Source organism: Algibacter sp. Ld11 (assembly GCF_045066735.1).
Lineage (GTDB): Bacteria > Bacteroidota > Bacteroidia > Flavobacteriales > Flavobacteriaceae > Algibacter.
Genome location: NZ_JBISHH010000025.1, coordinates 26,155 through 49,758 on the forward strand (window position 1 = coordinate 26,155; position 23,604 = coordinate 49,758).

General features: G+C 33.8%; 13 protein-coding genes. 12 read left to right on the plus strand and 1 reads right to left on the minus strand.

The window, feature by feature from the left end:
• The first annotated feature begins 262 nt into the window (after positions 1 to 262).
• Positions 263 to 1,864, plus strand: coding sequence for a beta-N-acetylhexosaminidase (locus ACJJV4_RS13940; protein WP_405295472.1), 1,602 nt, complete (start codon positions 263 to 265; stop codon positions 1,862 to 1,864).
• 36 nt (positions 1,865 to 1,900) lie between these two features.
• Here the strand turns inward: ACJJV4_RS13940 and ACJJV4_RS13945 are convergent, their stop codons facing one another.
• The gene (locus tag ACJJV4_RS13945; RefSeq protein ID WP_405295474.1) at positions 1,901 to 2,761 is read right to left on the minus strand and encodes an AraC family transcriptional regulator; all 861 of its coding nucleotides are present in this window, start codon (positions 2,759 to 2,761) and stop codon (positions 1,901 to 1,903) included.
• Between the two features lie 231 nt (positions 2,762 to 2,992).
• Here ACJJV4_RS13945 and ACJJV4_RS13950 point away from each other — a divergent pair, with 231 nt between their 5' ends.
• The 11 genes from ACJJV4_RS13950 (at position 2,993) to ACJJV4_RS14000 (ending at position 23,583) form a co-directional block, all read left to right on the plus strand.
• Entirely contained in the window at positions 2,993 to 6,067 is a 3,075-nt protein-coding gene (locus ACJJV4_RS13950; RefSeq protein ID WP_405295476.1) for a SusC/RagA family TonB-linked outer membrane protein, read from the plus strand.
• Between the two features lie 41 nt (positions 6,068 to 6,108).
• Positions 6,109 to 7,611 carry a RagB/SusD family nutrient uptake outer membrane protein gene (locus ACJJV4_RS13955; RefSeq protein WP_405295478.1) on the plus strand — a complete coding sequence of 501 codons (1,503 nt, stop codon included), beginning with the start codon at positions 6,109 to 6,111 and terminating at the stop codon, positions 7,609 to 7,611.
• Between the two features lie 12 nt (positions 7,612 to 7,623).
• Entirely contained in the window at positions 7,624 to 9,324 is a 1,701-nt protein-coding gene (locus ACJJV4_RS13960; protein ID WP_405295480.1) for a hypothetical protein, read from the plus strand.
• A gap of 49 nt (positions 9,325 to 9,373) precedes the next feature.
• Positions 9,374 to 10,903, plus strand: a complete 1,530-nt coding sequence (locus ACJJV4_RS13965; protein ID WP_405295482.1) for a hypothetical protein — start codon at positions 9,374 to 9,376, stop codon at positions 10,901 to 10,903.
• Between the two features lie 69 nt (positions 10,904 to 10,972).
• Positions 10,973 to 12,025: a glycosidase gene (locus ACJJV4_RS13970; protein WP_405295484.1), complete on the plus strand. Its 1,053-nt coding sequence runs from the start codon at positions 10,973 to 10,975 to the stop codon at positions 12,023 to 12,025.
• Positions 12,018 to 13,592, plus strand: coding sequence for a hypothetical protein (locus tag ACJJV4_RS13975; protein ID WP_405295486.1), 1,575 nt, complete (start codon positions 12,018 to 12,020; stop codon positions 13,590 to 13,592). Before ACJJV4_RS13970 ends, ACJJV4_RS13975 begins: the two co-directional genes overlap by 8 nt.
• A 27-nt stretch (positions 13,593 to 13,619) precedes the next feature.
• Positions 13,620 to 15,215 carry a sodium:solute symporter gene (locus tag ACJJV4_RS13980; protein ID WP_405295488.1) on the plus strand — a complete coding sequence of 532 codons (1,596 nt, stop codon included), beginning with the start codon at positions 13,620 to 13,622 and terminating at the stop codon, positions 15,213 to 15,215.
• A gap of 45 nt (positions 15,216 to 15,260) precedes the next feature.
• A complete protein-coding gene (locus ACJJV4_RS13985) occupies positions 15,261 to 17,435 on the plus strand; it encodes a sialate O-acetylesterase (RefSeq protein WP_405295490.1) in 2,175 nt (724 codons plus the stop codon).
• A gap of 140 nt (positions 17,436 to 17,575) precedes the next feature.
• Positions 17,576 to 18,397: a T9SS type A sorting domain-containing protein gene (locus ACJJV4_RS13990; protein ID WP_405295492.1), complete on the plus strand. Its 822-nt coding sequence runs from the start codon at positions 17,576 to 17,578 to the stop codon at positions 18,395 to 18,397.
• Positions 18,398 to 18,516: 119 nt separating this feature from the next.
• A complete protein-coding gene (locus ACJJV4_RS13995) occupies positions 18,517 to 21,093 on the plus strand; it encodes a glycosyl hydrolase 2 galactose-binding domain-containing protein (RefSeq protein WP_405295494.1) in 2,577 nt (858 codons plus the stop codon).
• Positions 21,094 to 21,339: 246 nt separating this feature from the next.
• A complete protein-coding gene (locus tag ACJJV4_RS14000) occupies positions 21,340 to 23,583 on the plus strand; it encodes a c-type cytochrome (protein ID WP_405295496.1) in 2,244 nt (747 codons plus the stop codon).
• Positions 23,584 to 23,604: the final 21 nt, after the last annotated feature.

The window sequence follows — 23,604 nt, forward strand, 5'->3', positions numbered from 1 at the left end:
GCTGTTAAGGTTGTTCTGTATTTTACTGTTAAAATAAAAACTTACATTATGTTGAGGTTTTCATTGAAAATAATACAAATTAAATGAATTTAATTTATAAATATCTTTAATAGCTAAAAATAGTTATGCAAACGTTTGCATAGGTTGAAAAATATGCTAAATTTGTTATTCATTCTTAGTGCGAATAAAATTATACTTTGTTTTTCAAAAGAAAGAGCAATGAGAAATAATTTAATCGCTAAAACTCAAGCCTAAATTTATTATGAAAACGTTTAAAATACTTAATATTTTTCTTCTTTTTTTTATCGCTTCAAGCCATGCTCAAGTTAACATTATACCACGACCTATGGAGCTGTCTATTGGAGATGGTTTTTATGAATTGAATAATAAAACGGCTATTATCTCCGATGAAATATCTAGAAATCAAGCGGATTATTTAGCTGCTATTTTGGATGATGCTTTTGGAACTAAAACAAAGATTAAGCAAAAAGGAAGAGGTGTTGTATTAAAAATAGATCCTGAAATGAAAACGTCTTTAGGAAATGAAGGGTACTATCTTACAACTTCTAAAAAGCAGGTTTTAATTGAGGCATCATCAAATACAGGTTTGTTTTATGGCATTCAATCTTTGAGGCAATTATTGCCTAGTGACTTCGAGTTTTCTAAGCAATTGAATAAAAAAGTATTAATTCCGCAAGTAGAAATTAAAGATAAACCACGTTTTGGATGGCGCTCTTTTATGCTCGATGAGTCTCGACATTTTAAGGGCTCACAAGTGGTTAAAAATTTATTAGACCAAATGGCGTTGCTTAAAATGAACGTGTTTCATTGGCATCTTACAGACGATCAAGGTTGGAGAATTGAGATTAAAAAATACCCTAATTTAACTAAAGTAGGCGGTTACAGAGAAGACACGCAATCTGTTAGAAAAAGTGATGAACGCTATGGATATCCGCATCAAGGTTTTTATACACAAGAAGAGATAAAAGATATTATTGCTTATGCTGAAGAAAGGCAAATTTTAATCGTTCCTGAGATAGAAATGCCAGGTCATGCCATGGCTGCGATAGCATCGTACCCTTGGTTAGGGATTTTGGGCGCGAATACTAAGGTTCCTGAGTTTTTTGGTAAGTTGGACGATTCTTTCAATATAGCCGATCCAAAAGTGTATCAATTTCTAACAGATGTTCTTGAAGAGGTATTCGAGCTTTTTCCTGGTAATGTTGTCCATATTGGAGGAGATGAGGTGATGTTCGATGTTTGGAAAAATTCAGAGATGATACAAAATAAAATAAAAGAAGAAGGTTTATCTTCTCCTGCAGATCTTCAAATATTTTTCACCAACCAAATGTCAAGTTTTATGGAAAGTAAAAACCATAGAATGATGGGGTGGAATGAAATACTAGGCGCTAATGTACACGAATGGCAAGAAGATGCAGATGTGGAGGTGGAACAGAAATTAGCTAAATCTGCTATTGTGCACTTTTGGAAAGGAAACGTAGACCTTATTAATGAAGCGGTTACTAATGGTTACGATATTGTGAATTCATTACATTCCATGACTTATTTAGATTATAATTATAAAAATTTACCGCTTTCTAAAGCTTATTCCTTCGATCCTATTCCGGAAGGTGTAGATGAAAAATATCATGATAAAATTTTAGGTTCGGGTTGCCAAATGTGGAGTGAATGGATTCCTACGGTACAGCAAATGAACAACCAGGTGTTTCCTAGAATTGCTGCTTATGCAGAAGTAGGTTGGACTTCTAAAGTTAATAAAGATTATAAAATTTTTAAAAAATCTCTCGAAGATTACAAAAAACGTTGGGAGTTTTTGGAAATTGATTACAACAAGGAGTTTTAAATCGATAAACTTAGTAATAGCCATTAAAAATAAATATTATAGAGAAACCTCTTTGTCGTAATTCTGTTTAAAGGTTTTTGGAGATAAATTATGTTTTTTCTTAAAGGCCCTATTAAAGTTAGATAAAGAATTAAAACCAGCCGAATATGATATTTCGTTAATAGACATATTGGTTTCTGTTAATAATTTCGTTACAACGCCTAATCTATAATCTAGCAGGTAGCTAGTAAAACTTTGGCTTGTTCTTTTTTTAAAATAATGGCTAAAAGCAGATTCAGACATGCTTACCATATCGGCTACCTGGGAGAGTTTAATGTTTTTTTGGTAATTATGTTTTACATAATTCAAAATTAAAGAAATACGTCTGCTTTCTCTCTTTTGGCTATAATTAGCACTTGGCGGACTACTTAATACCTTGAAATCTTTAGATATGGATAGTGTATGCAATATTTCAAGAAAAGTTAGGAAAGACTTAAAGTTGTTATTATTCTCTATAGATAGCATTAATTGAATAACTTTTTCCTTTGTAGGGTTAGAAAATGTAATACCACGTTTAGATAGCTCTAAAAGTTTTTTAATATCCTTAGAAACATTGTAACTCATTATTTTAGAGTGTAAAAAATGCTCCTGAAATTGTATGGTTATAACTCCTGTGTTGCTAATTGCATTGTCCGATTTCCATACATGCTTTAACTCTGGCCCTAAAAGAGTTAAATCGTTTCCCTCAAATTTCTCTACAAAATCGCCAACCGTTCTACTGCCTTTAAAGTTTGTAATTAAATTTAGTTCGTACTCATTATGAAAATGTAACGGGTAGTCAAACAATGCATTTTCATGTTTTAAGATAACGAACGGATCGTCTAATTTTATAGGAGTTATTTCTTTTATTGATTTCATGAAAAATAGTAGCTTTATTTTATTGAAAACGACTCTATTACGAGTCTTTTTTCAAATTTACTAATTAAAAATTAATAATTATTTAATTTTAAAATAATGAATTTATGGAAAAAGAAGCAACATTTTTATTAATAATTCAAAAAACGCATAGTAATAAGCATAATTTTGCCATTTTAGATAAGTCTACTTGTCTAATTTTGGAACTATAAATAACTCATAAAACTAAACTAAATGAATAAGAAAAATCAAATGTGGCTACTCTCTGCTATTTTGACGGTTCTATGTTTTACCAGCATGAACGGACAGATAAATATAGGAGGTATGGTTACAGATCAAGGTGGTTTACCGCTGCCTGGTGCTACGGTTTTAGAAACAGGAACAAATAATGGCACAACAACCGATTTTGATGGTGAGTTTAAAATTACCGTTAAAGGCGAAGGTGCTATTTTAGAGATTTCGTACATCGGTTATATAACGACCACTATTAATGTTGGAAATGACACAAAGTTTCAGGTAGTTTTAAAAGAAGATATTGCCGAGCTTAATGAAGTTGTTGTGGTTGGTTACGGATCTGTAAAGAAGAGTGATTTAACGGGGTCGGTAGCCTCTGTTAAAATGGATAAACTTCCAGTAAGAGCAACAAATTCTATTGATGGTTTGCTTCAAGGTCAAGTAGCAGGTGTACAAGTGCTTTCACCATCAGATGATCCTGGCTCGGGTTCTGTAGTTAGAATTAGAGGTGGCAGTTCTTTAAGAGGAGGTAACGACCCTTTGGTTGTTGTCGATGGTTTTCCAATTGGAACAGCCGGCGATTTAAAACAAATTTCTCCGCAAGACATAGCATCTATGGAAGTCTTAAAAGATGCATCGGCTTCTGCTATTTATGGATCTCGTGGTGCAAACGGTGTGATTTTGATTACCACTAAAAAAGGAGCTAAAAATAAAACTGAAGTTACTTTTTCTCAACAAAATACATTTTCTAGTTTTACTTCAGACTTAAACCTATGGCGTGACCCTGAGCTAATGGCAGAATTGAGTAATGAAGCCCGTATCAATGGAGGTTTTGTTCCTATATATATAGGCGCTAATGATGCCAATGGCGTTTATTACCCATCGGTTCAACAGCTAAAAGATGGTTCTTGGCCATATTACACAAAATGGGATGATATTGTATTTAGAAACCCAGTTTCTAATAATACAAATTTAGCTATTAGAAGTCAAACAGAGAAAACTCAATTTAGTTTAAGCACAACATATTATACAAATGAAGGTGTTTATATTGATGATGATTATGAAAAGCTAAATTTCAATTTAAATGTAACCCATAAAATATGGGACGATAAAGCAACGGTTGGCGCAAATGTTATTTATTCTAAAGGCAAAAGAAATAATAACGGCAGTTTAGCATATTGGCGTAACCCTATATTTCCGGTTTATGAAGATAATGGAGATTATTTTTTAGCGGGTAATAACGATTTTTCACACCCATTAGCATTAACAAACCATAGAACAAATAAAAATAAGTTTAAAGATTTTATTGGTTCTGCATTTATAGACGTACAGCTTTTATCGTCTTTAAATTTAAGAACACAGCTAAATCATAAATTTGGTCAATCTACAGGAGATTATTATAACCCTAAAGTATATACTCAAGATGGAACGTTTAATAATGGTTCTGGCGGAATTAGTAATTGGGATAGTGATGAAACAGTATCCGAAACATTTTTAACGTATAAGAAAACCTTTAATGAAAAACATGATTTTAGTGCTATGGGAGGTTTTTCGTATCAATATTATACAAGTCGTTCATCAGATTTAAAAGCATACGATTTTCTTAATGAGTCCTTAGGGAATGGTAATCTTGCGGCAGGAAACCCAGATCAACAATCGGTTTCAAATAGTTTGGTCGAAACCACCATGTATTCTTATTTAGGAAGGCTTAATTATACGTTTGATGATAAGTATTTGGCAACATTCACCATGCGTTCAGATGGTTCATCAAAATTTGGTGAAAATAATAAATGGGCTATGTTCCCGTCTGGAGCATTAGGTTGGAAAATGCATAAAGAAAAATTCATTAATGATTTAAATGTTTTTAATGAACTGAAACTTCGTGCGTCTTACGGTATTTCTGGAAACCAAGGCATTTCACCTTATTTAATAAATAGTAGATACGGGCAAGATCAATATTATGTAAATGGCGGATGGCAAACAACCATAGGACCTGGTTTTGTAGTGGGGCAAGATGCTCAAAGTGGTAAAAAAACATGGGGCGGTATTCCTAATCCAGATTTAAAATGGGAAACAACATCTCAATTTAATATTGGTGCCGATTTGGCTTTTTTAAATCGTAAACTAAAAGTAACGATTGATTATTATGATAAATATACTACAGACTTGTTAAGAGAGCGTTTACTATCACCTTCATCATCTTACGATAGAATGTGGGTTAACGATGGAGAAATTCAAAATAAAGGTGTAGAGCTAACATTAGATGGTGTTATTGCAAATAAAGAAGATTGGGGTGTAAGCGGTTCTTTAATTTTAGCCAAAAACAAAAACAAAGTTGTTAGTCTTGGTGACGAGGTATCTTCTGGATTAAATACCGATGCGCTTACTGGAATGAAATATGAGTTTTCAGGAAGTGTTGTAGAAGCATTTCGTTCTGTACCAAATATTCTGGCAGTAGGCCAACCAATAAATGTATTTTATGGCTACAGAGTAAACGGTATTGTGCAATCTCAAGCAGAAGGTCTTGCTGCTGGTTTAGTAGGTGATGCCGCAAATCCAGGAGAGTTTAAATATGTAGATTTAAATGAAGATGGTGTTATAGATGTCGATGATAGAACTATAATTGGAGATCCAAATCCAGATTTCCAAGCAAGTGTGAATTTACAAGCACGCTATAAGCGATTCGATATGTCTATGTTCTTTAACGGTAGTTTTGGTCAAGATGTGTTTAATACGCAAAGCTTTAATGAGCCAAGTAGTCGCCCTTTAAGATGGACACAAGATAACTTAACCAATAGCTATCCAAGTTTAAGGGAGGGGCGTAATTTGTTAATGTCAGATTGGTATATCCAGAAAGGCAGTTTTATGCGCCTGCAAAACCTTTCAGTAGGTTACAAATTTGAAGAGCTAGAAACTGTAGGTTTTAAAAGTGGACGCATTTTTATTAATGGAACAAATTTATTCACAATTACGGATTTTGAAGGATACGATCCAGAAGTTGAAAGTAATGGAATTTATTGGGGAGGTTATCCAAAATTAAGAAATTGGACTATAGGATTAGAATTAACATTCTAAGTAGAGTTAAAAAACATTTACAATATATAAACGAATTGAAAATGATGAAAATAAAACACATAATATTAGGATTAGCGCTTACCGTAGGGCTTGTATCCTGTGAAAGTTTAGACTTGGAACCTCAAGGGTTTTATTCAGATGAAAATTTTTACAAAACAGTAGAAGACGCTGAAGCAGCAATACTTTATGCTTATGATGGACTTACTTTGGTAAGTTATGCACCTGTAACATTTTATTTAGCAGAGTTAGCATCAGATAATTGTAGAGTAAAACAAGATGAAGGCGCAGATGCTCAAGCCTTTGTTAATTGGGAAGTAACATCGCAAAATGAGCTGTTAACGCAATATTATAGATCGGCATATATCGCTATAAACCGAGCGAATGCGGTTTTGGAAAATGTAGAAGGCAAAGGTTTTAATGTTGAAGATGAAAAACGCCTTTTAGGAGAAGCTTTATTTCTTAGAGCTTTCAATCATTTTAATGTGGTGAGAGCTTTTGGTTTAGCGCCATTACAAACCTCTTTAATTGATAGATTAGACGAAACTACAGCTTCTTTGCCAGAAAACATGGATGAAGTATATGCCTTTTTAATAGACGATTTAACAAAAGCTATAGATTTACTAGAAGTAAACAGAGTTGTTGGTAGAGCAGATAAAGTTGCCGCACAAGCACTTTTAGCTAAGGTTTATTTATTTGCTGCATCTGCTAAAGAAAGCGGAATGCCAAAATACGATGCTATTACCGAAAGTGTAGATAATCTTTATGCTAAAGCTGCAGAGTACTCAAGTTATGTTATTAACGGACAAGGAGAATATAGCCACGATCTCGATTTGCAAAATATCTATAACGTGGAAAACCCTAACGGACCAGAGCATATTTTTATCTTATCTATGGATCGTTCTGGAACTCAAGAAGGCGATTACTCTAAACTTTCAAAGTACTTCCTGCCATATATTGCCGGCGGATCTGTGTATTTAGAAAATATAAACGGTTCTTATTCTGAAACTCACGATGGTTGGAGCGTATTCCAAACAGCAGATAATTTATATAGCGCTTATGAAGTAACAGATAAGCGTCGGAACGAGTTAATAGTTTCTGAAGTTTTTGATGAAAACGGAGCGTCAATAGGTTCAGTTAGTGATGCAACAATACCTTATCCATTTACAAGAAAATATGTAGACCCTTTATTTGAAGGCGATAAAACAAGTACAAGACCATATTTACTTCGCTATTCAGATATACAATTGGTTTACGCCGAAGCAACTGCTAATCCAGATGGTCTTATTCAGTATAACCAAATAAGAAGCAGAGCAGGCGTAAGTGAATTAGCAAGTCTAGGAGGTTTATCTAAAGAAGCCTTTAGAGATTTGGTTATAGAAGAGCGTCAACGCGAGTTAGCCTACGAAAGTGATCGTCTATGGGATTTAAGACGAAAAAATATGGTACAAAGCGAGGTTATAGAAGCAGCAGGTCTTTCACCAGAAGCTGTTGCCTTTTATCCAATTCCTCAGCGTGAGATTGATTTAAATCCAAACATTAATTAAATCTAAAAGAAAATGAAAAAGTTACATTATATATGCCTTACTGTATTAGCCGTTTTTGCATTTGCTTGTACAGATAACCCTTTAGAAGATGTCGAGGGTACAGATTGGCAAAAAGAAAGAAATATTGTTTCGATTTTAGTCGAAGGTCAAATAGGAACAGCTATAATAGAGCGTGATGCTGATAATGCCCAAATCAAAATATTCGCCAAAGTAGAAAACATTGTAGATATTTCTAAAGTAGAAATAAAAAATATTCAACTAGCTTATGGAGCGAGTACAACAAATGAAGTTGGAACAACTTTAGATTTAACAAGCGGAAGCGCCATAATTACAGTGAATTCTGGAGCAGGAAAAAGTTTGGATTGGAAAGTTTCTGTGAGTCCATTTAAATCAGATTTAGAAGGCAGTTGGTTTGTAGGAGATATTCGTATGTACTGCGATATGTTCACCTGGGAATCTTGGGGATGGGAAAAAAACGAAAGTATCTTTGGTTACTTACCAGAGTTAGGCCCAGAATGGGATAATGAAATTATTTTTACAGTAGAAGGAGCCGACGAAAAAGGAAATCCATTTGGAAACTACGAGCATTCTGCAGGTAACGATGGTCTTTATGGTAATTTTGGAGATGCCAGTAGAGGTTGGGATTTTAACGATAGATTTAGAAAATTACCAATAGGTAAGGGAACTTGGTTAAGAGATTTTGAGCGCAACAAAGTTGTTATTACAGATGAAAATAGAGTGGAACATGAGTTAGATCTTGATGTGCTAATAGAAACTAACGAGGTGAAACTTGAGTCAGAGTTACCATATCTGTCCGATTTATTTAGTTGGAGCAATACAGATTGGAGCTACGAAGAGTTATCGCATATGTCTAATCCTATGTGGTATGTGCTAACCAAAGAGCGCATACTTCAAACCGGAAATAGTATAACGGGATTAACGGTTAAAGATCAAGTTGGTGACGCACAATTCGATAATGATGCTAAACAAGTTATTGTAACTATTGAAGATAATGGTGCCGATAGATCTATGGTTTTAATAGAGAGTTTAAGGTTGTCATTTGGAGCCTCTTCAAGTGTATCAGAAGGTGATACCTTAGATTTTTCTCTAAATAATGAGACTACCGTAACTGTAACTTCAGAAACCGGAGAATCTGCAGTATGGACTATTAAATTACAAATAGATATAGATTTAAGCGATGTTTCAATTGCAGGAACATGGAGCATTGGAGAAATAGGAATTTATTCCGATTTATTTTCTTGGGAATCTTGGGGATGGGATAAAACAGAATCGCTTAATAACTATTTGCCAAATGCCGATACAGAACTAGATAATACAATAACTTTTATTGTAGATGGTATAAATACTGCTGGACAAGCTTATGGAACTTTCGATCATAATGCAGGTGCCGATGGTGCTTATGGAAATTTTGTTTCCGATGATGCAAGTTGGCCAGAAACAGATTTTAATGCGCGTTTTAGAAAAGTGCCTACAGGTGCAGGAACATGGATTATTAACGAAGAAAAAGTAGTTATCACTGATGCAGCAGGAGCGGAATATATATTAGATATTGAGGTTAAAACAGAAACCGAAATAGCACTCTCTTCTGCTTTAGAATATAAATCGGAGTTGTTCGATTGGGGCGTATCAAATTACAGTTACGAAGAAACAGCCCATATGTCTAATAAGATGTGGTATAATTTAACTAAATAATTTGATGTCTGCTTGTATTAAAGCGAGCAGACATTATAAAAATATTAACATGAAAAAAAATAAAATAAATTATATGGAAACCATTCTGTTTTCTCTCTTATTATTGTTAGTAGGCTGTGATGACAATGCCCTAAATGTTGAGGAAGCAGTTAAAGCTAATAGAGAACTAAAAATAACAAGTGAAATTCTATCGACAGATTTTGTTGGTAATGGCGCACAATGGGGCGGTTATGATGTTGTTCCTGCTTGGTTGGGAACAGAAACCTTAAGTGATGCCGATTGGAATACTTTATTTCAAAGAATTGACTTTATGAGACCACCGTTTTTAAGAATTATGTCTAATTCGGGTTGGTCTTACGATAATAATGGTGTTTACGATGAGACGACTAAAACAAAGTCGCTTTTCAAGATGTTAGATTATGCTAAGGATCGAAATATAGAGGTTACTTATGGAGAATGGGGACATCAATCTATTGGTAATATTAATACTATCGATATGGACTGGATAGCAAATTCTGTTAAGTTTTTAAACCATTTGGTAAACGAAAAAGGATATACCAATATTAAAACAATAAATATTATTAATGAGCCAAATGGATCATGGGCAAGCACACAAGGCGACTACAATATTTATAGAGATGTACAATTGGCTTATATTGAAGAAATGGCTAAATATTCGTTGTCTAGTGTAAAACTTATGGGGCCAGATATAGCTATTTTTAATACAGCAAGCCAAACAGAATGGATTACCAACACAAATAATGACCTTGGAGATTATGTAGGCTTGTATGATATTCATGTGTACCCTAAACAACAGTTAATTCGTAATGGGGAATTTAGTAATATGCTAAGAGCTTATAAGAAAATAACACCTGCTGGCAAACAAATTGTTCTTGGTGAAATTGGCTTTAAATATGATGAGGTCGATGCCGAATTAAAAAGGTTGAATGAAGAAGCTATCGAGAACGATCCATATGCAGGAGAAGATTCTAATATGATGGTGTACGAAGCATTTTATGGTATTGATATGGCAGATGCTTTAATACAAGCTATGCGCGAAGGATACTCTGGTTCTTTGGTTTGGAATATGGACGATGCTATGTACAATAGTCCAGACAATGGAGATTACCAAACAGATAAATTAAAGCGTTGGGGTTTTTGGAATATTCTTGGAGAAGAGCTTACAGGCGATGTGTCAGACGAAAATATTCGTCCATATTTTTATCCTGTTTCATTATTAACACGATACTTTCCTGCTGGTAGTAATATTTATAATGTTGAATTACCAGATAAAAAAGGAGTTAGAGCTGTTGTTGCTGAGCATGATGGAAAATATACGGTAGCATTAGTTAATTCACATTACTCAACATACGATATTGTTTTAAAAGCTGAAGCTTTTAGCAGTTTTACAGCAGATAAGTACGCGTACAAATCAAAGTCTGATGGATCTTTTATTGCAGAAGTTGATGCAAATGGTTTTGCCGTTCCTTTAGAAAATGGAGTTTCATTAAATTTTAAGGAAGGTGTTGAATTAACATTAGAAGGCGAGTCGTTTGTTTTATTTACAAATATGGATTAGTACATATTTAAGAACGCATCAGTTTAGATTACTAGTTTAAATTAAGAATTTAGGAAAATATATTAAAGCATGAATACTATTGAAAAGCATAAAACAAATTTATTACGATTAAAAAAACATGAAAATAATCCAATATTTAGTCCAAATCCAGATAATTATTGGGAAAATATTGTAGTGTGTAATCCAGGTGTTTGGTACGAAAACGGTAAGTTTTCAATGTTATATAGAGCTGCAGGAGATGATGAAGAACATTACATTCGATTTGGCTTAGCTGAAAGTACAGATGGTGTTAATTTTAAAAGAGTTTCAGATAAGCCTGTATTTTCACCAAGCATAGATGGTCCAGATATGGGCGGAGTAGAAGATCCTAGAATTGCGAAATTTGGGGATGAATTTTATATTACTTATGCCTACAGACCATTTCCTCCGGGACAATACTGGAAATTTGCTCATGATGTTATTTTATTACCAGAATCAGGAGAAGATACTCCACATGTTTATAAAAATAACGTAGCCAATTCTGGACTTGCGATTTCAAAAGATTTAAAAACCTTTAAAAGGTTAGGGCGTATCACGAGCTCAAACCTAGATGATAGAGATGTGATACTTTTTCCAGAAAAGATAAATGGCAAGTTTGCTATGCTACACAGACCAAAAGAATGGATTGGTGAAGGTTATGGCACAGATAAACCCGCTATTTGGATTCGTTTTACTGACGATTTAATGGTTTGGGAAGAAGAAAGTACTCTATTAATTGCAGGGATAGAAGGAACTTGGGAAGAGAAAGTAGGAGGAAGCACACCGCCTTTAAAAACCAAGGATGGTTGGTTAATTATTTATCATGGTGTAGAAAATGGAGGTTTAGGATATTATCGTGCAGGAGCAGCTTTATTAGATCTAAACGACCCTACAAAAGTAATTGGTCGCTTAGAAAATTGGATTATGGAACCAGAGCACGATTACGAAATAGAAGGTTATTATAAAGGTTGTGTTTTTCCAACAGGAAATGTTATTATTGATGATACGTTACACGTTTATTATGGAGCAGCAGATAAGTATATTGGGCTTGCAACATGCAGTGTGACCAAGTTATTACAAGAATTAAAAAAATCTAATGATTAAAAAAGTAATTATTCTCTCTTCATTCATCGCATTCATCTTTTTATTTGATGGATGCGATAATGTAAAAAAACTAAATAAGGTTGATGTTGCTATTGCATTTAATAAGCAAAGCAAGCTGGAATTTCCTTTTGTTGGTCATGGTGTGCAGTGGTCTGCCTACCCTCATGCCGATTCTAAAGATGCAGAGTGGGGCTTTTTAATGACCGATGAAAAATGGAATGAACTTTATAAGCGTTTAGATTTTGTAAATCCAAACATCATAAGAGTCATGGATGTCTCTACATGGCGTTATTATAAAGGGTTAGATAAAAATGGACAACCAATAGTAGATTTTCAAAGTCAAGAAATAAGGAGCCTTTATAAACTTTTAGATTATTGCCAGTCGCGGCACATTAAAGTGCTTTTTGGCGAATGGGGAGCGCCTGGGTTGTGGAATTTAGATGAAACTATCCCGGAAATAGAAAGAGCCGATGATACTCGATGGATTAATATGATTGTAAAATATCTTGAGCATTTAATTCTAGAAAAGGGATATACATGTATTCAATATTATAATTTGGTGAACGAACCAAACGGCTATTGGGCCTCAACAGATGGCGATTGGGAGCAATGGAAGTCTGGGTATATAAAACTTGGCGAAGCCTTCAAACAATCGGAGTTAGATAAATATGTGCAACTTTCGGGACCAGATGCTGTAACGCAATGGGACCATCCAACGCATCCTAAAAAAGCCCACGATTGGGTCTACTCAACAGTAAACGATTTAGATTCTATTACCGGTTTATACGATTTTCATATTTATGCAGATCAAGAGTTAATTAGAAAAGGGGATTTTGTTGCTTATTTAAAGCCTTTTACTTCAGAAATTAATAAAACTAATAAGCCCTTTGTTTTAGGTGAATTAGGAATGAAATATAGCGGTGAGTTAAAAGTAGAAAACAGAAAAAGAGGAGAGGACGATCCATATGCCGGACCAGACGATTCTTCTATGTTTGTTTACGACTATTTTTATGGTGTAGATATGGCAGATGCCGCAATACAAAGTATGCTCGCCGGCGTTGGAGGTACAATTGCTTGGGATTTGGATGATGCGATGCATACAGTAGGGGATTTAGGTGAAAAAAATCAACTAAAAAAATGGGGGATGTGGAATATTTTATCAGAAGAATTTGGTGATTTGGAAGTTGATAAAAAACCGAGACCTTGGTCTTATTCATGGACGTTACTTTGCAATTTATTTCCTCCAGAAGCTTCAATTTACAAGCCAGAATATGTTGTTGTCAACGATAGTGTAAGGTCTGTAGCATCTAGCACAGAAAATCATTTTTCATCTGCTATTGTAAACCAATCTAGCGCTTTAAAGCAAGTAGCTGTAGGTATAAGTGAATTATATTCAAGCAAGATGCCTTTATACTTGTATGAGTATTCAGAAGATAGTAGACCTGTTAATTCGAGTGGTTTTCCTATAGTTTCAAAAACTATAGAGGTAAGCTCAAAACTAGAAGATATTGTTATACCTGTAAAGGCTAACAGTGTTGTTTTTCTAAGTACAATTTTAATTAAATAGAATCTTTTTAAAGGATCAAAATATATTATGGAATATAATTTAGGATATGTAGATATATCAGTTTTAGTTGTTTATTTTATTTTTATTGTTTGGTTTGGTATAAAATCGTCTAAACAAGGAAGTGATTCTACTAACGATTATTTTCTTGCAGGTAGGAACATGACATGGCCTGTAATCGGTTTTTCTCTGTTTGCTGCAAGTATTTCGAGTACTACATTAATTGGTAAAAGTGGAGATGCATATTCAACGGGTATTGCCGTTTTTAATTATGATTTAGTTTCGGTATTAGTCATGGTGTTTTTTGCGATGTTCTTTTTGCCGTTTTATATAAAATCGGGCATTTTTACCATTCCAGAATTTTTGGAAAAACGATTTGATAAACGATCAAGATATTATTTCTCATTTATCACCTTAATGGGGTCTACATTTTTGGATGCTGCTGGTGCTTTGTACGCCGCGTCACTATTAATGAAATTAGTTTTTCCAGCATTATCAATTATGGAATTATCCATAATATTTGCTGTAATAGTTGCTGCGTATACTATTCCTGGAGGCTTATCTGCAGCTATTAAAGTCGATCTTATTCAAGGTATATTATTATTGATAGGAACTTTTATTTTAACCTTTTTAGCCATGCGCAATGGTGGGTTAGAACACCTTAAGGAACTTCTTTTAAGCGATGATATGATGATGAAACTTGTTCGACCAATGGATGATCCTTCAGTGCCGTGGTTAGGGATGATTGTGGGTATTCCTATTTTAGGATTTTATTTTTGGGGAAACAATCAAGTCTTGGTTCAGCGTGTACTTACAGCAAAATCTATAGATCATGGTCGAAAAGGTATTCTTTTAGTTGGCTTTTTAACTGTGTCCTTAATTTTCATAATTATATTCCCGGCAGTTATAGGCAAGCATTTATTTCCAGATTTACCTAAAAATGATATGGTGTATCCTAAGTTAGTTATAGAGCTTATGCCAACAGGTTTATTGGGGTTAATGTTGGCCGCAATGGTAGCTGCTTTAACGTCTACACTAAGTGCATTGTTAAATTCTGTAGCTACTTTATTCACAATGGATTTTTATACAAAATTTAAAAAAGAACCAACTCAAAAAGAGCAAGTTTATGTTGGTAAAATAGTATCTATTATTGTTTTAATATTGGCAGTATTATGGGTGCCTTTTGTATCTAAATTCGATTCATTACTAAAATATTATCAAGAAATGCTAACCTACATTGCACCTCCTGTAGTTGCTGTGTTTTTCTTAGGTGTATTTTGGAAACGTATAAATAGGCATGGCGCGTTTTGGGGATTAATGGGTGGTGCTTTTGCTGCAGTTGCCACAATTGTGGCTAAGGTTGCTTTCAATGTGGAGTTGTTAGGAGAAATTCACTTTTTACTAAAAGTTCCGTTTTACTTTATGTTTAGTGCTGTTATAATAGTTGTGGTTAGTTTGCTTTCTAAACCAGATGTAGAAGCGGATATTAAAGATTTAATCTGGACTAAAAAGATTTATCACGAAGAGTCTAAGGAGCTTATAGGTGTTCCCTTTTATAAGAATTTTAGAGTTTGGAGTCTTGTTTTAATAGCTTTTTGCTTTATAGTTTTGTATATGTATCAATAATTTTAAATCACTTTATTTATTCACAATTATTTAAATTCAAATGCCATGAAAATAAGAATGTTAATAGTTTTTGGAATGCTGTTACTAAGCGCTACAATGTTCTCTCAAGATTCTAATTTTCATATATATTTATGTTTTGGTCAGTCTAATATGGAAGGTTCTGCAACCATAGAAAATCAAGATAAAGTGGCTAACAGTAGGTTTCTAGCGTTGCAACCATTAAATTGTGATAATCTATTAAGAAATAAAAACACTTGGTATCCAGCTATACCTCCTTTATCGCAATGCTATACCGGTTTGTCTCCTGCCGATTATTTTGGAAAAACAATGATTAAGCATCTACCCGACAGCATAAAAGTAGGTGTGGTAAATGTGGCAGTAGGTGGGAGTGATATTCGCTTGTTTGATAAAGCGATTTATAAAAACTATATAAATACGTATCCTGAGGAATGGTTTGCTAAAAAAATAAGAGATTATGGAGGCAACCCGTATCAACATTTTATCAACTTAGCAAAACTAGCTCAAGAAAAAGGTGTTATTAAAGGTATTCTTCTGCATCAAGGAGAAACCAACCAGGATGATAAAAAGTGGCCCGAATATGTAAAGGTAATTTACGATAACATGTTGCAAGACCTTTCTTTGAAAGCTGAGGACGTACCGTTATTAGCAGGGGAGCTCGTTAACGAAGATCAAAAAGGTGTTTGCGCAAGTATGAACCCAATTATTAACACATTACCCAATGTAGTTTCTACGGCTCATGTTATTTCATCTAAAGGCTGTAAAGTAAGAGACGATTATGTGCATTTTAATTCCGCAGGTGTTCGAGAACTAGGAAAACGATATGCTCTTAAAATGCTTGACTTAAAAGGGTATAATGAGGAGAATTTATCAGTTAAATTAAACGTCACTGGTTCTAGTATAAAATATACGGAAGTAATAGATAGTTTACCTGTAAGAAATACACGTTACAGAATAAGAGTACCTAAAAATTGGAATGGAAGACTTATTAGTGATTTCGATTATTATGATGCTTATATACACCCACAATATGAACGTTTATTAAAAGATGGATACGCTTTTTGTGGCCCAAAAAGGCGTACGGATAGACTCGAGAATTACGATCCAGCTCACGAAATTCATGATCTTGTTTCTATTCTAGATATTTTTGAAGACAAATTTGGTAAACCCAAACGAACCATTCAATATGGTTGCTCTGGTGGGGCAAATGTTACCATTGGAATGGCAGAAATACATCCAGACAGAATTGATGGAGCCATTGCCGTAGGCACACCTACAAGTATGTGGATGGCTAATAGTTATTTGGATGCTCTATTCGTGTTAAAAGCGCTTATTGCTCCAGATTTACCAATTGTAGGTTTTCCATTAAAAGACCCTGAAAAAAGTAAAATGCGAGAAGCTTGGAAAAAAGCTATAAAAAAGGCGCAACAAACCTCCGAGGGCAAAGCGCGTATAGCTTTGGCGTTAACTATTGGTCAATGGCCAGCTTGGGGCGGCTATGGACAAGCTTCTTATCCAGAACCAAATGTTCATGATATTGAAAAGCTTCAAGAAAGTATGTTTGATGCCGTTTTAAGAAGGCTTCCGGCTGGAGAATTGGGTGGATATACCATGCTAGAACGTGCAGCAGGTTTGTTAAGTGGTAATCAAGATGTTGATTATGTCTTGTTTTTCAATAACGGAAATCCTCAATATAAAAAAGCTGTAGAAAAACTATATAAGAATGCATCGGTAAGTCTAAAAAACGATTTACAAACTATTAACGCCTTTCCTAGAATAGTTCCAGAGGCGTCTGCTGTAAAATGGTGGAGTTCGCCAGGAAGAACACATGTAGGGGAACCTAAAGTACCTGTTTTTCGTATGCATAATAACGGAGATGGACTAGTAATCCCAGGTATCACAGAGGGGTATGAAACTTTGGTCAAAGAAAATGAATATAGTAGCCTTTTTAGAAGTGCTTATATTCAACGTTGGGGACATTGTGCATATACCGTTTCTGAAACTTTAACAGCCTTCGAAATTTTAAATAAGCGCATAAATACTGGTATTTGGGGCGATACGGATCCAGATGCTTTAAATAAGTTAGCACAATCTTTAGACTCTAATAGTCCCTCTAAATTCTTTGATTATCAAAAACTAAAAAGATATAATCGTATTTGGGTACCATCCGTAGCAGATTTTCAAGGTAATACCAAAGAGTAAATTTAGTCTGCTATGCTCAAAAAAATAAAGTATTTGTAAATAACTTCATTAAAGAATGAGTTTTCAATATTATTTAGTTAGAAGGCTGTAATTATCGAAACTATCTTTACTGTATAAACTAACTCTTTAAAAGATAAGATATGGAATTAAAAATTACACAATTAAGTTGTTTTAAAAAATCTATGCTAAAAAGACTCTCAATAATCGGTTCTTTATTGGTGGTAAACTTAGCATTTAGTCAAACCACTGTGGTTGATTTTGAACTACCTTCAGAATATCAGCATTTGGCATGGGAAGGTACAGCAGAGGTGGTTGCTAACCCTAATTCTAGTGGTATAAATACCTCTTTAAATGTTGGAAAATATACAACACCTTCTGGTAAAGCTTGGGGAAATGCATCTGTAGTTATTATTAATACTCCTTTGCAGTATAAAGACCTTGGTAGTTTAGAATTTAATGTGATTGTACCATCTTCGGTGCAAATGTATGCTAAGTTAGAACTAGATGGCGTTGGAGGTGTAGCAGAGGCTTATGCCACTCCTACAGCTTCTGTTGGTTGGCAAGTAGTTACACTTAATTTTTCTGCTTTAGCTGGCGTAGATGTGGATACGGCTACTTACGATAAATTTACTTTTTTCTTTAATGTGAATGATAATGTTGGAGGTGAAGCATGGTATTTTGATAATATTGTAATTCAAAACACATTAGGTATTGATAATATTGGTTTAGTAAATAAAGGATTTAATGTATACCCTAATCCTGTAAAGGATGTATTATCAGTTAAAGTAAATAGTTCTTTAGAAAGTCATTCAAAATTATCTTTATATACGGTTACAGGGCAATTAATAAAAACATCTCGAGAAGAATCAATTAGTATGGCAGATCTAAAATCGGGAATATATTTACTTTCAATAGAAGACCAAGAAGGTCGTAAAAGCACACAAAAAATTATAAAGCAATAGTTTAGTTTAAGTTTGTTTTGAGCACGAATGCAACTATTAATGTATTCGTGCTTTTTTAATTCATTTAAAATAAAGTATTTTATATTTAGATACTTTCAAAAAAAATAATATTGAAGAAGATGATTAAGTACGTGAAATTAGTGTTGCTATTAATGTGTATTACGGCCTGCAATACGTCTCCAAATTTTATTTCAAAGAAAATAGATTCCAATTGGCAATTTAAGTCTGTTAAGGATACTTTTTGGCTTAATGCAAAAGTTCCCGGTTCTGTTCATACCGATTTAATGCAGCATGGTATTATAGAAAATTCTTTTTATAGATTGAATGAAAAAAAGCAGCAGTGGATTGATAAAAACGACTGGGAATATAAAACAGTGTTCAATATTGATAATGCCATTTTTGATAAAGAAATTATAGAATTAAATTTTAAAGGACTTGATACTTATGCGCATATATACCTAAACGACTCATTGGTTTTAAATACCAATAATATGTTTGTTGGCAATAAATTAGATTGTAAATCACTATTAAAATTAGGAGAAAATAAATTAAAAATTATTTTCGATTCTCCCATTAAAATAGGGCTAGAAAAACGAAAAGAATTGGGGTATGTGCTCCCAAACGCAGTAAATGATCAATCTGAAAATGGAGGCTTAGGTAAAAAGCAAGTGGCCGTATTTAATAGAAAAGCGGGTTATCATTTTGGATGGGATTGGGGCCCTCGATTGGTAACTAGTGGTATTTGGCAAGATATTGAGTTACATGCTTGGGATAAAGCTATTATTAGAGATGTATATATTAAACAAGATTTAATTTCTAAAGATGTGGCATTGCTTAGCACAGAAATAGAGATTCATGCAACAGAAGCATTCAAGACATTGGTAAATATTAAAATTGATTCTGTTTTATCTGTTCAAAAAGAAATTGAACTTACAGAAGGAGTTAATAAAATAAATGTTCCGGTCGAAATTAAAAATCCAGAACTATGGTGGACTAACGGATTGGGAAAACAAAAATTATATCAAGTAGATGTTGAGTTAGGTAAACCTAGAAAAATATTGGCAACGCATACTAATCAAATTGGTTTAAAAACACTTAAGGTGGTTCAAGAAAAAGATAGCATTGGTGAGAGTTTTTATTTTAAGTTAAACGGGCATTCGGTATTTATGAAAGGCGCAAATTATATTCCGCAAGATGTGTTTTTAAATAGAATTTCTCGAGAAGATTACGAAACTGTTGTTAAGAACATGGTTGAGGCTAACTATAACATGGTTCGTGTTTGGGGTGGAGGTATTTATGAGAAAGATGTTTTTTATGATTTATGCGATACATATGGCATTTTAGTTTGGCAAGATTTTATGTTTGCTTGTGCTATGTATCCCGGAGATCAAACTTTTTTAGAGAACGTTAAAGCAGAAGCTATATATAATGTAAAACGTTTAAGAAACCATACTAGCATAGCCTTGTGGTGTGGGAATAATGAGAATTTAATTGCTTGGAAAAATTGGGGATGGATTAATGAACTTTTAAACTCTCAAGGGCAAGATGTTGTAGATACAGTTTGGAAAGGCTATCAAGATGTGTTTCATAATATATTGCCAGAGGTTGTGGCGGAGTTAGATAATGATACTTTTTATTGGGCGTCGTCTCCAACATCGGCAAGGGGAGAAGATTCAAACTTAGCCTCAGGCGATTATCATTATTGGGGTGTTTGGGGACAGCAACAACCGTTTTCAACCTTTAACGAGTTTATCCCTCGTTTTATGTCGGAGTATGGCTTTCAATCATTCCCTGAATTTGAATCGGTTAAAAAATATACAATTAAGGATGATTGGGATATCTATTCCGAAGTAATGAAATCGCACCAACGCTCAAGTATTGGTAATAAAAGTATAGAGCGCTACATGAAATCTTGGTATAAAACACCAAAAGATTTCGAGTCGTTTTTATACGTTAGCCAGTTGTTACAAGCTAAAGGTATGAAAATAGCTATTGAAGCTCACCGAAGAAATATGCCGTATTGTATGGGGTCTTTGTATTGGCAAATTAACGATTGTTGGCCCGTAGCATCATGGTCTACTATAGATTATTATGGGAAGTGGAAAGCGTCGCATTATCAGGTGAAAGATCTTTATAAGCCCGTTAAATCTATGTTTTATGAGAATGAAAAAGATTTAGAGTTACATATTGTATCAGATAACTTAATAAATAAAAAAGGACATCTTAGTATAGAAGTTGTTAATTTTAAAGGAGCGGTTTTAAAGACATTAAAAAGTGATATAAATATTGAGGCAAATACAAGTCATATTTATTTTACTGAAGCTATTAAAACATTATTAAACCATCATAAAAAGGATGATATCTTTATTGTTGCAAAGTTGTTGGACGACAAACACGCTATGTTCGATGAAAGCTTATTCTTTTTTAAGCCGCCAAGTAAATTAAAATTAACACAACCAACATTTAATTATACTATAATTAAACAAGAAGAAAATAAGTTTTTACTAGAAATAGCTACCGATGTTTTAGCTAAAGATGTGAGGTTTTCCACAGCAATACATGGACGGTTTTCCAAGAACTATTTTGATATGGTTCCTAATGAAACATATACCGTTTATTTTAATTCAGAAGAACCTATAAATATTGAGAAATTTAAAGAAGATTTAAACATCATGTCTCTAGTCAATTCTTATTAATGGTAGTGGCATCAAACTAAATTATAAATAAAAATTAACGTCATCTCTAGCTCAATGCTAATGTTTACTTTTTATCATATATTTTTTTGCATTTGGCTTTATAGAAATGCATTTATGTTTCAAACTCCGTAAAGAGTTAAATAATGTACTTGTTACTGATAAATCCTTTTTCTTTTTTTAATTTTGAGAAAATCATTTTTTTAAGATACATCTTAAAGTAGATAGTCATTTTCCTTAAAATATAGTATGTCAGTTAAAATACCGTTTTTTATTCTCCTAAGTTTTGTAATTATAGCTTGTAAACCTTCATTTGAAGAACCAATTATTTCATTAGAGTCTTATAAAATTGAAGAAGGTTTTGAGCTAAAAGTTGTAGCGTCAGAACCGCTTTTAGGCTCTCCAGTAGCTATTGATTTTGATACAAAAGGTAGAATTTGGGTTGCCGAAATGACGGGGTTTATGCGCGATATAGATGGTAGTGGAGAAAATGAGCCTACAGGAAGCATAAAAATTCTGGAAGATTTGGATCATGATGGTGTTATGGATCATCAAAAACCATTTTTGGAAAACTTAGTGATGCCAAGAGCTTTGGCACTGGTATATGGTGGTTTGCTGTATGCGGAGCCACCTAATTTATGGTTTGTTAATATTGATAATGATAAGCCGGCAAAGCGCGTTTTAGTAGATTCTCTATATGCGCCTGAAGGAAATCCTGAGCACCAGCCCAATGGATTAAAGTTAAATATAGATAACTGGATTTATAATGCTAATTCAACCATACGATATCAGAAAAAAGAGGGCGTTTGGATAAAAGAACCCACGCATTTTAGAGGGCAATGGGGAATTACTCATGATAATTTTGGTAGATTGTATAGTAATAGTAATTCGGTACAGATTTCAGGTGATTATGTGTTGCCCAATAGATCTATTAGAAACCAATACTACAAACCCAAAAGTAGCAATTATAAACCTTTAACAACTAACCAGCGTGTGTATCCATTGCATCCCACATTGGTTAATAGAGGTTATGCCGCTGGGCAATTAACAAAAGATAGCCTGGTAAAAAATGTAACATCCGCATGTGGACCACTTATTTATCGAGGTGATTTATTTCCTGAAGACTATATAGAAAATGCTTTTGTTTGTGTACCAGAAGGCAATGTAGTAAAACGAAATATTTTAGCTTTTAAAGGCGATTCTATAAGCGCCACACAAGCTTGGAATGATAAGGAGTTTTTGGCATCTACCGATGAAGGTTTTAGACCAGTAAATTTATCTAATAGTCCCGATGGTAGCATGCACATTGTAGATATGCACCGCGGAGTTATTCAACATATTACATATTTAAGTCCATATTTACGTGAGAAAGCACAAGAGAAAAAGCTTGATACCATGATTAATTTTGGGCGTATTCTAAAGGTAGAAAGCAAAGATCAAAAAGCATTAGATATCCCAGATTTAAGTACGTTTTCTGGGAATGAGTTAGTTGAAGTTCTAAAAAGTGAAAATGGGTGGTTACGCGATCGTGCACAGCATTTTTTAATTTATAAAAAGCAAAGTGAAGCTATACCCGCATTAAAGTTATTAGCTGGAAACACTAAATTCCCATGGTCTCAAATACATGCATTATACGCTTTAAAAGGTTTAGAGGCTTTAACCGCACCATTATTGAACAACGTTGCTAAAGTAAGTAATGCTGAGGTTAGTGCGCATGCCATTGTATTGCTAGATGCTTTTGTCTCTAAAGAATATGTAGCTTTAGTACACAAACTTTTTTCAGAATTAATGAGTCGAAAAGACAAAGGTATCGACTTGTATTTAAGTGGTTCTATAGGTTTATGGCAGCAAGTATCTCCAACAGGTTTTGATGGTTTATTAAAAGAGTTACTCAATACATATAAAAACAATCCGGTTTTTAACGATGCTTTTTTAAGTGGTTTTGGCACTTTATCAAATAACCAATTAACAGATGTCAATACACAAATTGAGAAAGAAAACACTGCATTATCTAGTTTGATTTTAGCAACGTTAAAGAATAAGGAGAAGGATAAAAAGAATGGAATTTTTGCAATGAAACCTAGAAGTGCAGACCCTAGAACGAAAGGCGCTAAATTATTTAGACAATTATGTGCTGCTTGTCATGGTATTGGAGGTGAAGGTATAGAAGGTTTGGCTCCACCACTTTTAGATTCAGAGTATACTAAAAAACCAGAAAGTATCGGTTTAATTGTGCTACACGGCGTTAAAGGGCCAATTCACGTAAATGGTAATTTGTATAACATGAATAATATTATGCCAGGATTCATGAATAATCCGGCTATTTCTGATAGTGATATAGCCGATGTTGTCGCTTATGTAACAAGTGCTTTTTCTGATAGTCCTAGAAAAATTGATTCTGAAGAAATAAAAAAGCTTCGAGATAGAACTCCAAAAAGTGGCTCGGAATATACTGAAGATGAGTTACAAGCTTTTATTAATGGTTTAGATTAGGCATGTTTTTATTAAAAGGTT

What these genes read in the sequence shown, in the direction of transcription:
- ACJJV4_RS13965 (WP_405295482.1), top strand. Translation starts at nt 9,374, where the DNA reads ATGAAAAAAAATAAAATAAATTATATGGAAACCATTCTGTTTTCTCTC.
- ACJJV4_RS13945 (WP_405295474.1), bottom strand. Translation starts at nt 2,761, where the DNA reads ATGAAATCAATAAAAGAAATAACTCCTATAAAATTAGACGATCCGTTC.
- ACJJV4_RS13970 (WP_405295484.1), top strand. Translation starts at nt 10,973, where the DNA reads ATGAATACTATTGAAAAGCATAAAACAAATTTATTACGATTAAAAAAA.
- ACJJV4_RS14000 (WP_405295496.1), top strand. Translation starts at nt 21,340, where the DNA reads ATGTCAGTTAAAATACCGTTTTTTATTCTCCTAAGTTTTGTAATTATA.
- ACJJV4_RS13950 (WP_405295476.1), top strand. Translation starts at nt 2,993, where the DNA reads ATGAATAAGAAAAATCAAATGTGGCTACTCTCTGCTATTTTGACGGTT.
- ACJJV4_RS13940 (WP_405295472.1), top strand. Translation starts at nt 263, where the DNA reads ATGAAAACGTTTAAAATACTTAATATTTTTCTTCTTTTTTTTATCGCT.
- ACJJV4_RS13975 (WP_405295486.1), top strand. Translation starts at nt 12,018, where the DNA reads ATGATTAAAAAAGTAATTATTCTCTCTTCATTCATCGCATTCATCTTT.
- ACJJV4_RS13990 (WP_405295492.1), top strand. Translation starts at nt 17,576, where the DNA reads ATGGAATTAAAAATTACACAATTAAGTTGTTTTAAAAAATCTATGCTA.
- ACJJV4_RS13995 (WP_405295494.1), top strand. Translation starts at nt 18,517, where the DNA reads ATGATTAAGTACGTGAAATTAGTGTTGCTATTAATGTGTATTACGGCC.
- ACJJV4_RS13980 (WP_405295488.1), top strand. Translation starts at nt 13,620, where the DNA reads ATGGAATATAATTTAGGATATGTAGATATATCAGTTTTAGTTGTTTAT.
- ACJJV4_RS13960 (WP_405295480.1), top strand. Translation starts at nt 7,624, where the DNA reads ATGAAAAAGTTACATTATATATGCCTTACTGTATTAGCCGTTTTTGCA.
- ACJJV4_RS13955 (WP_405295478.1), top strand. Translation starts at nt 6,109, where the DNA reads ATGATGAAAATAAAACACATAATATTAGGATTAGCGCTTACCGTAGGG.
- ACJJV4_RS13985 (WP_405295490.1), top strand. Translation starts at nt 15,261, where the DNA reads ATGAAAATAAGAATGTTAATAGTTTTTGGAATGCTGTTACTAAGCGCT.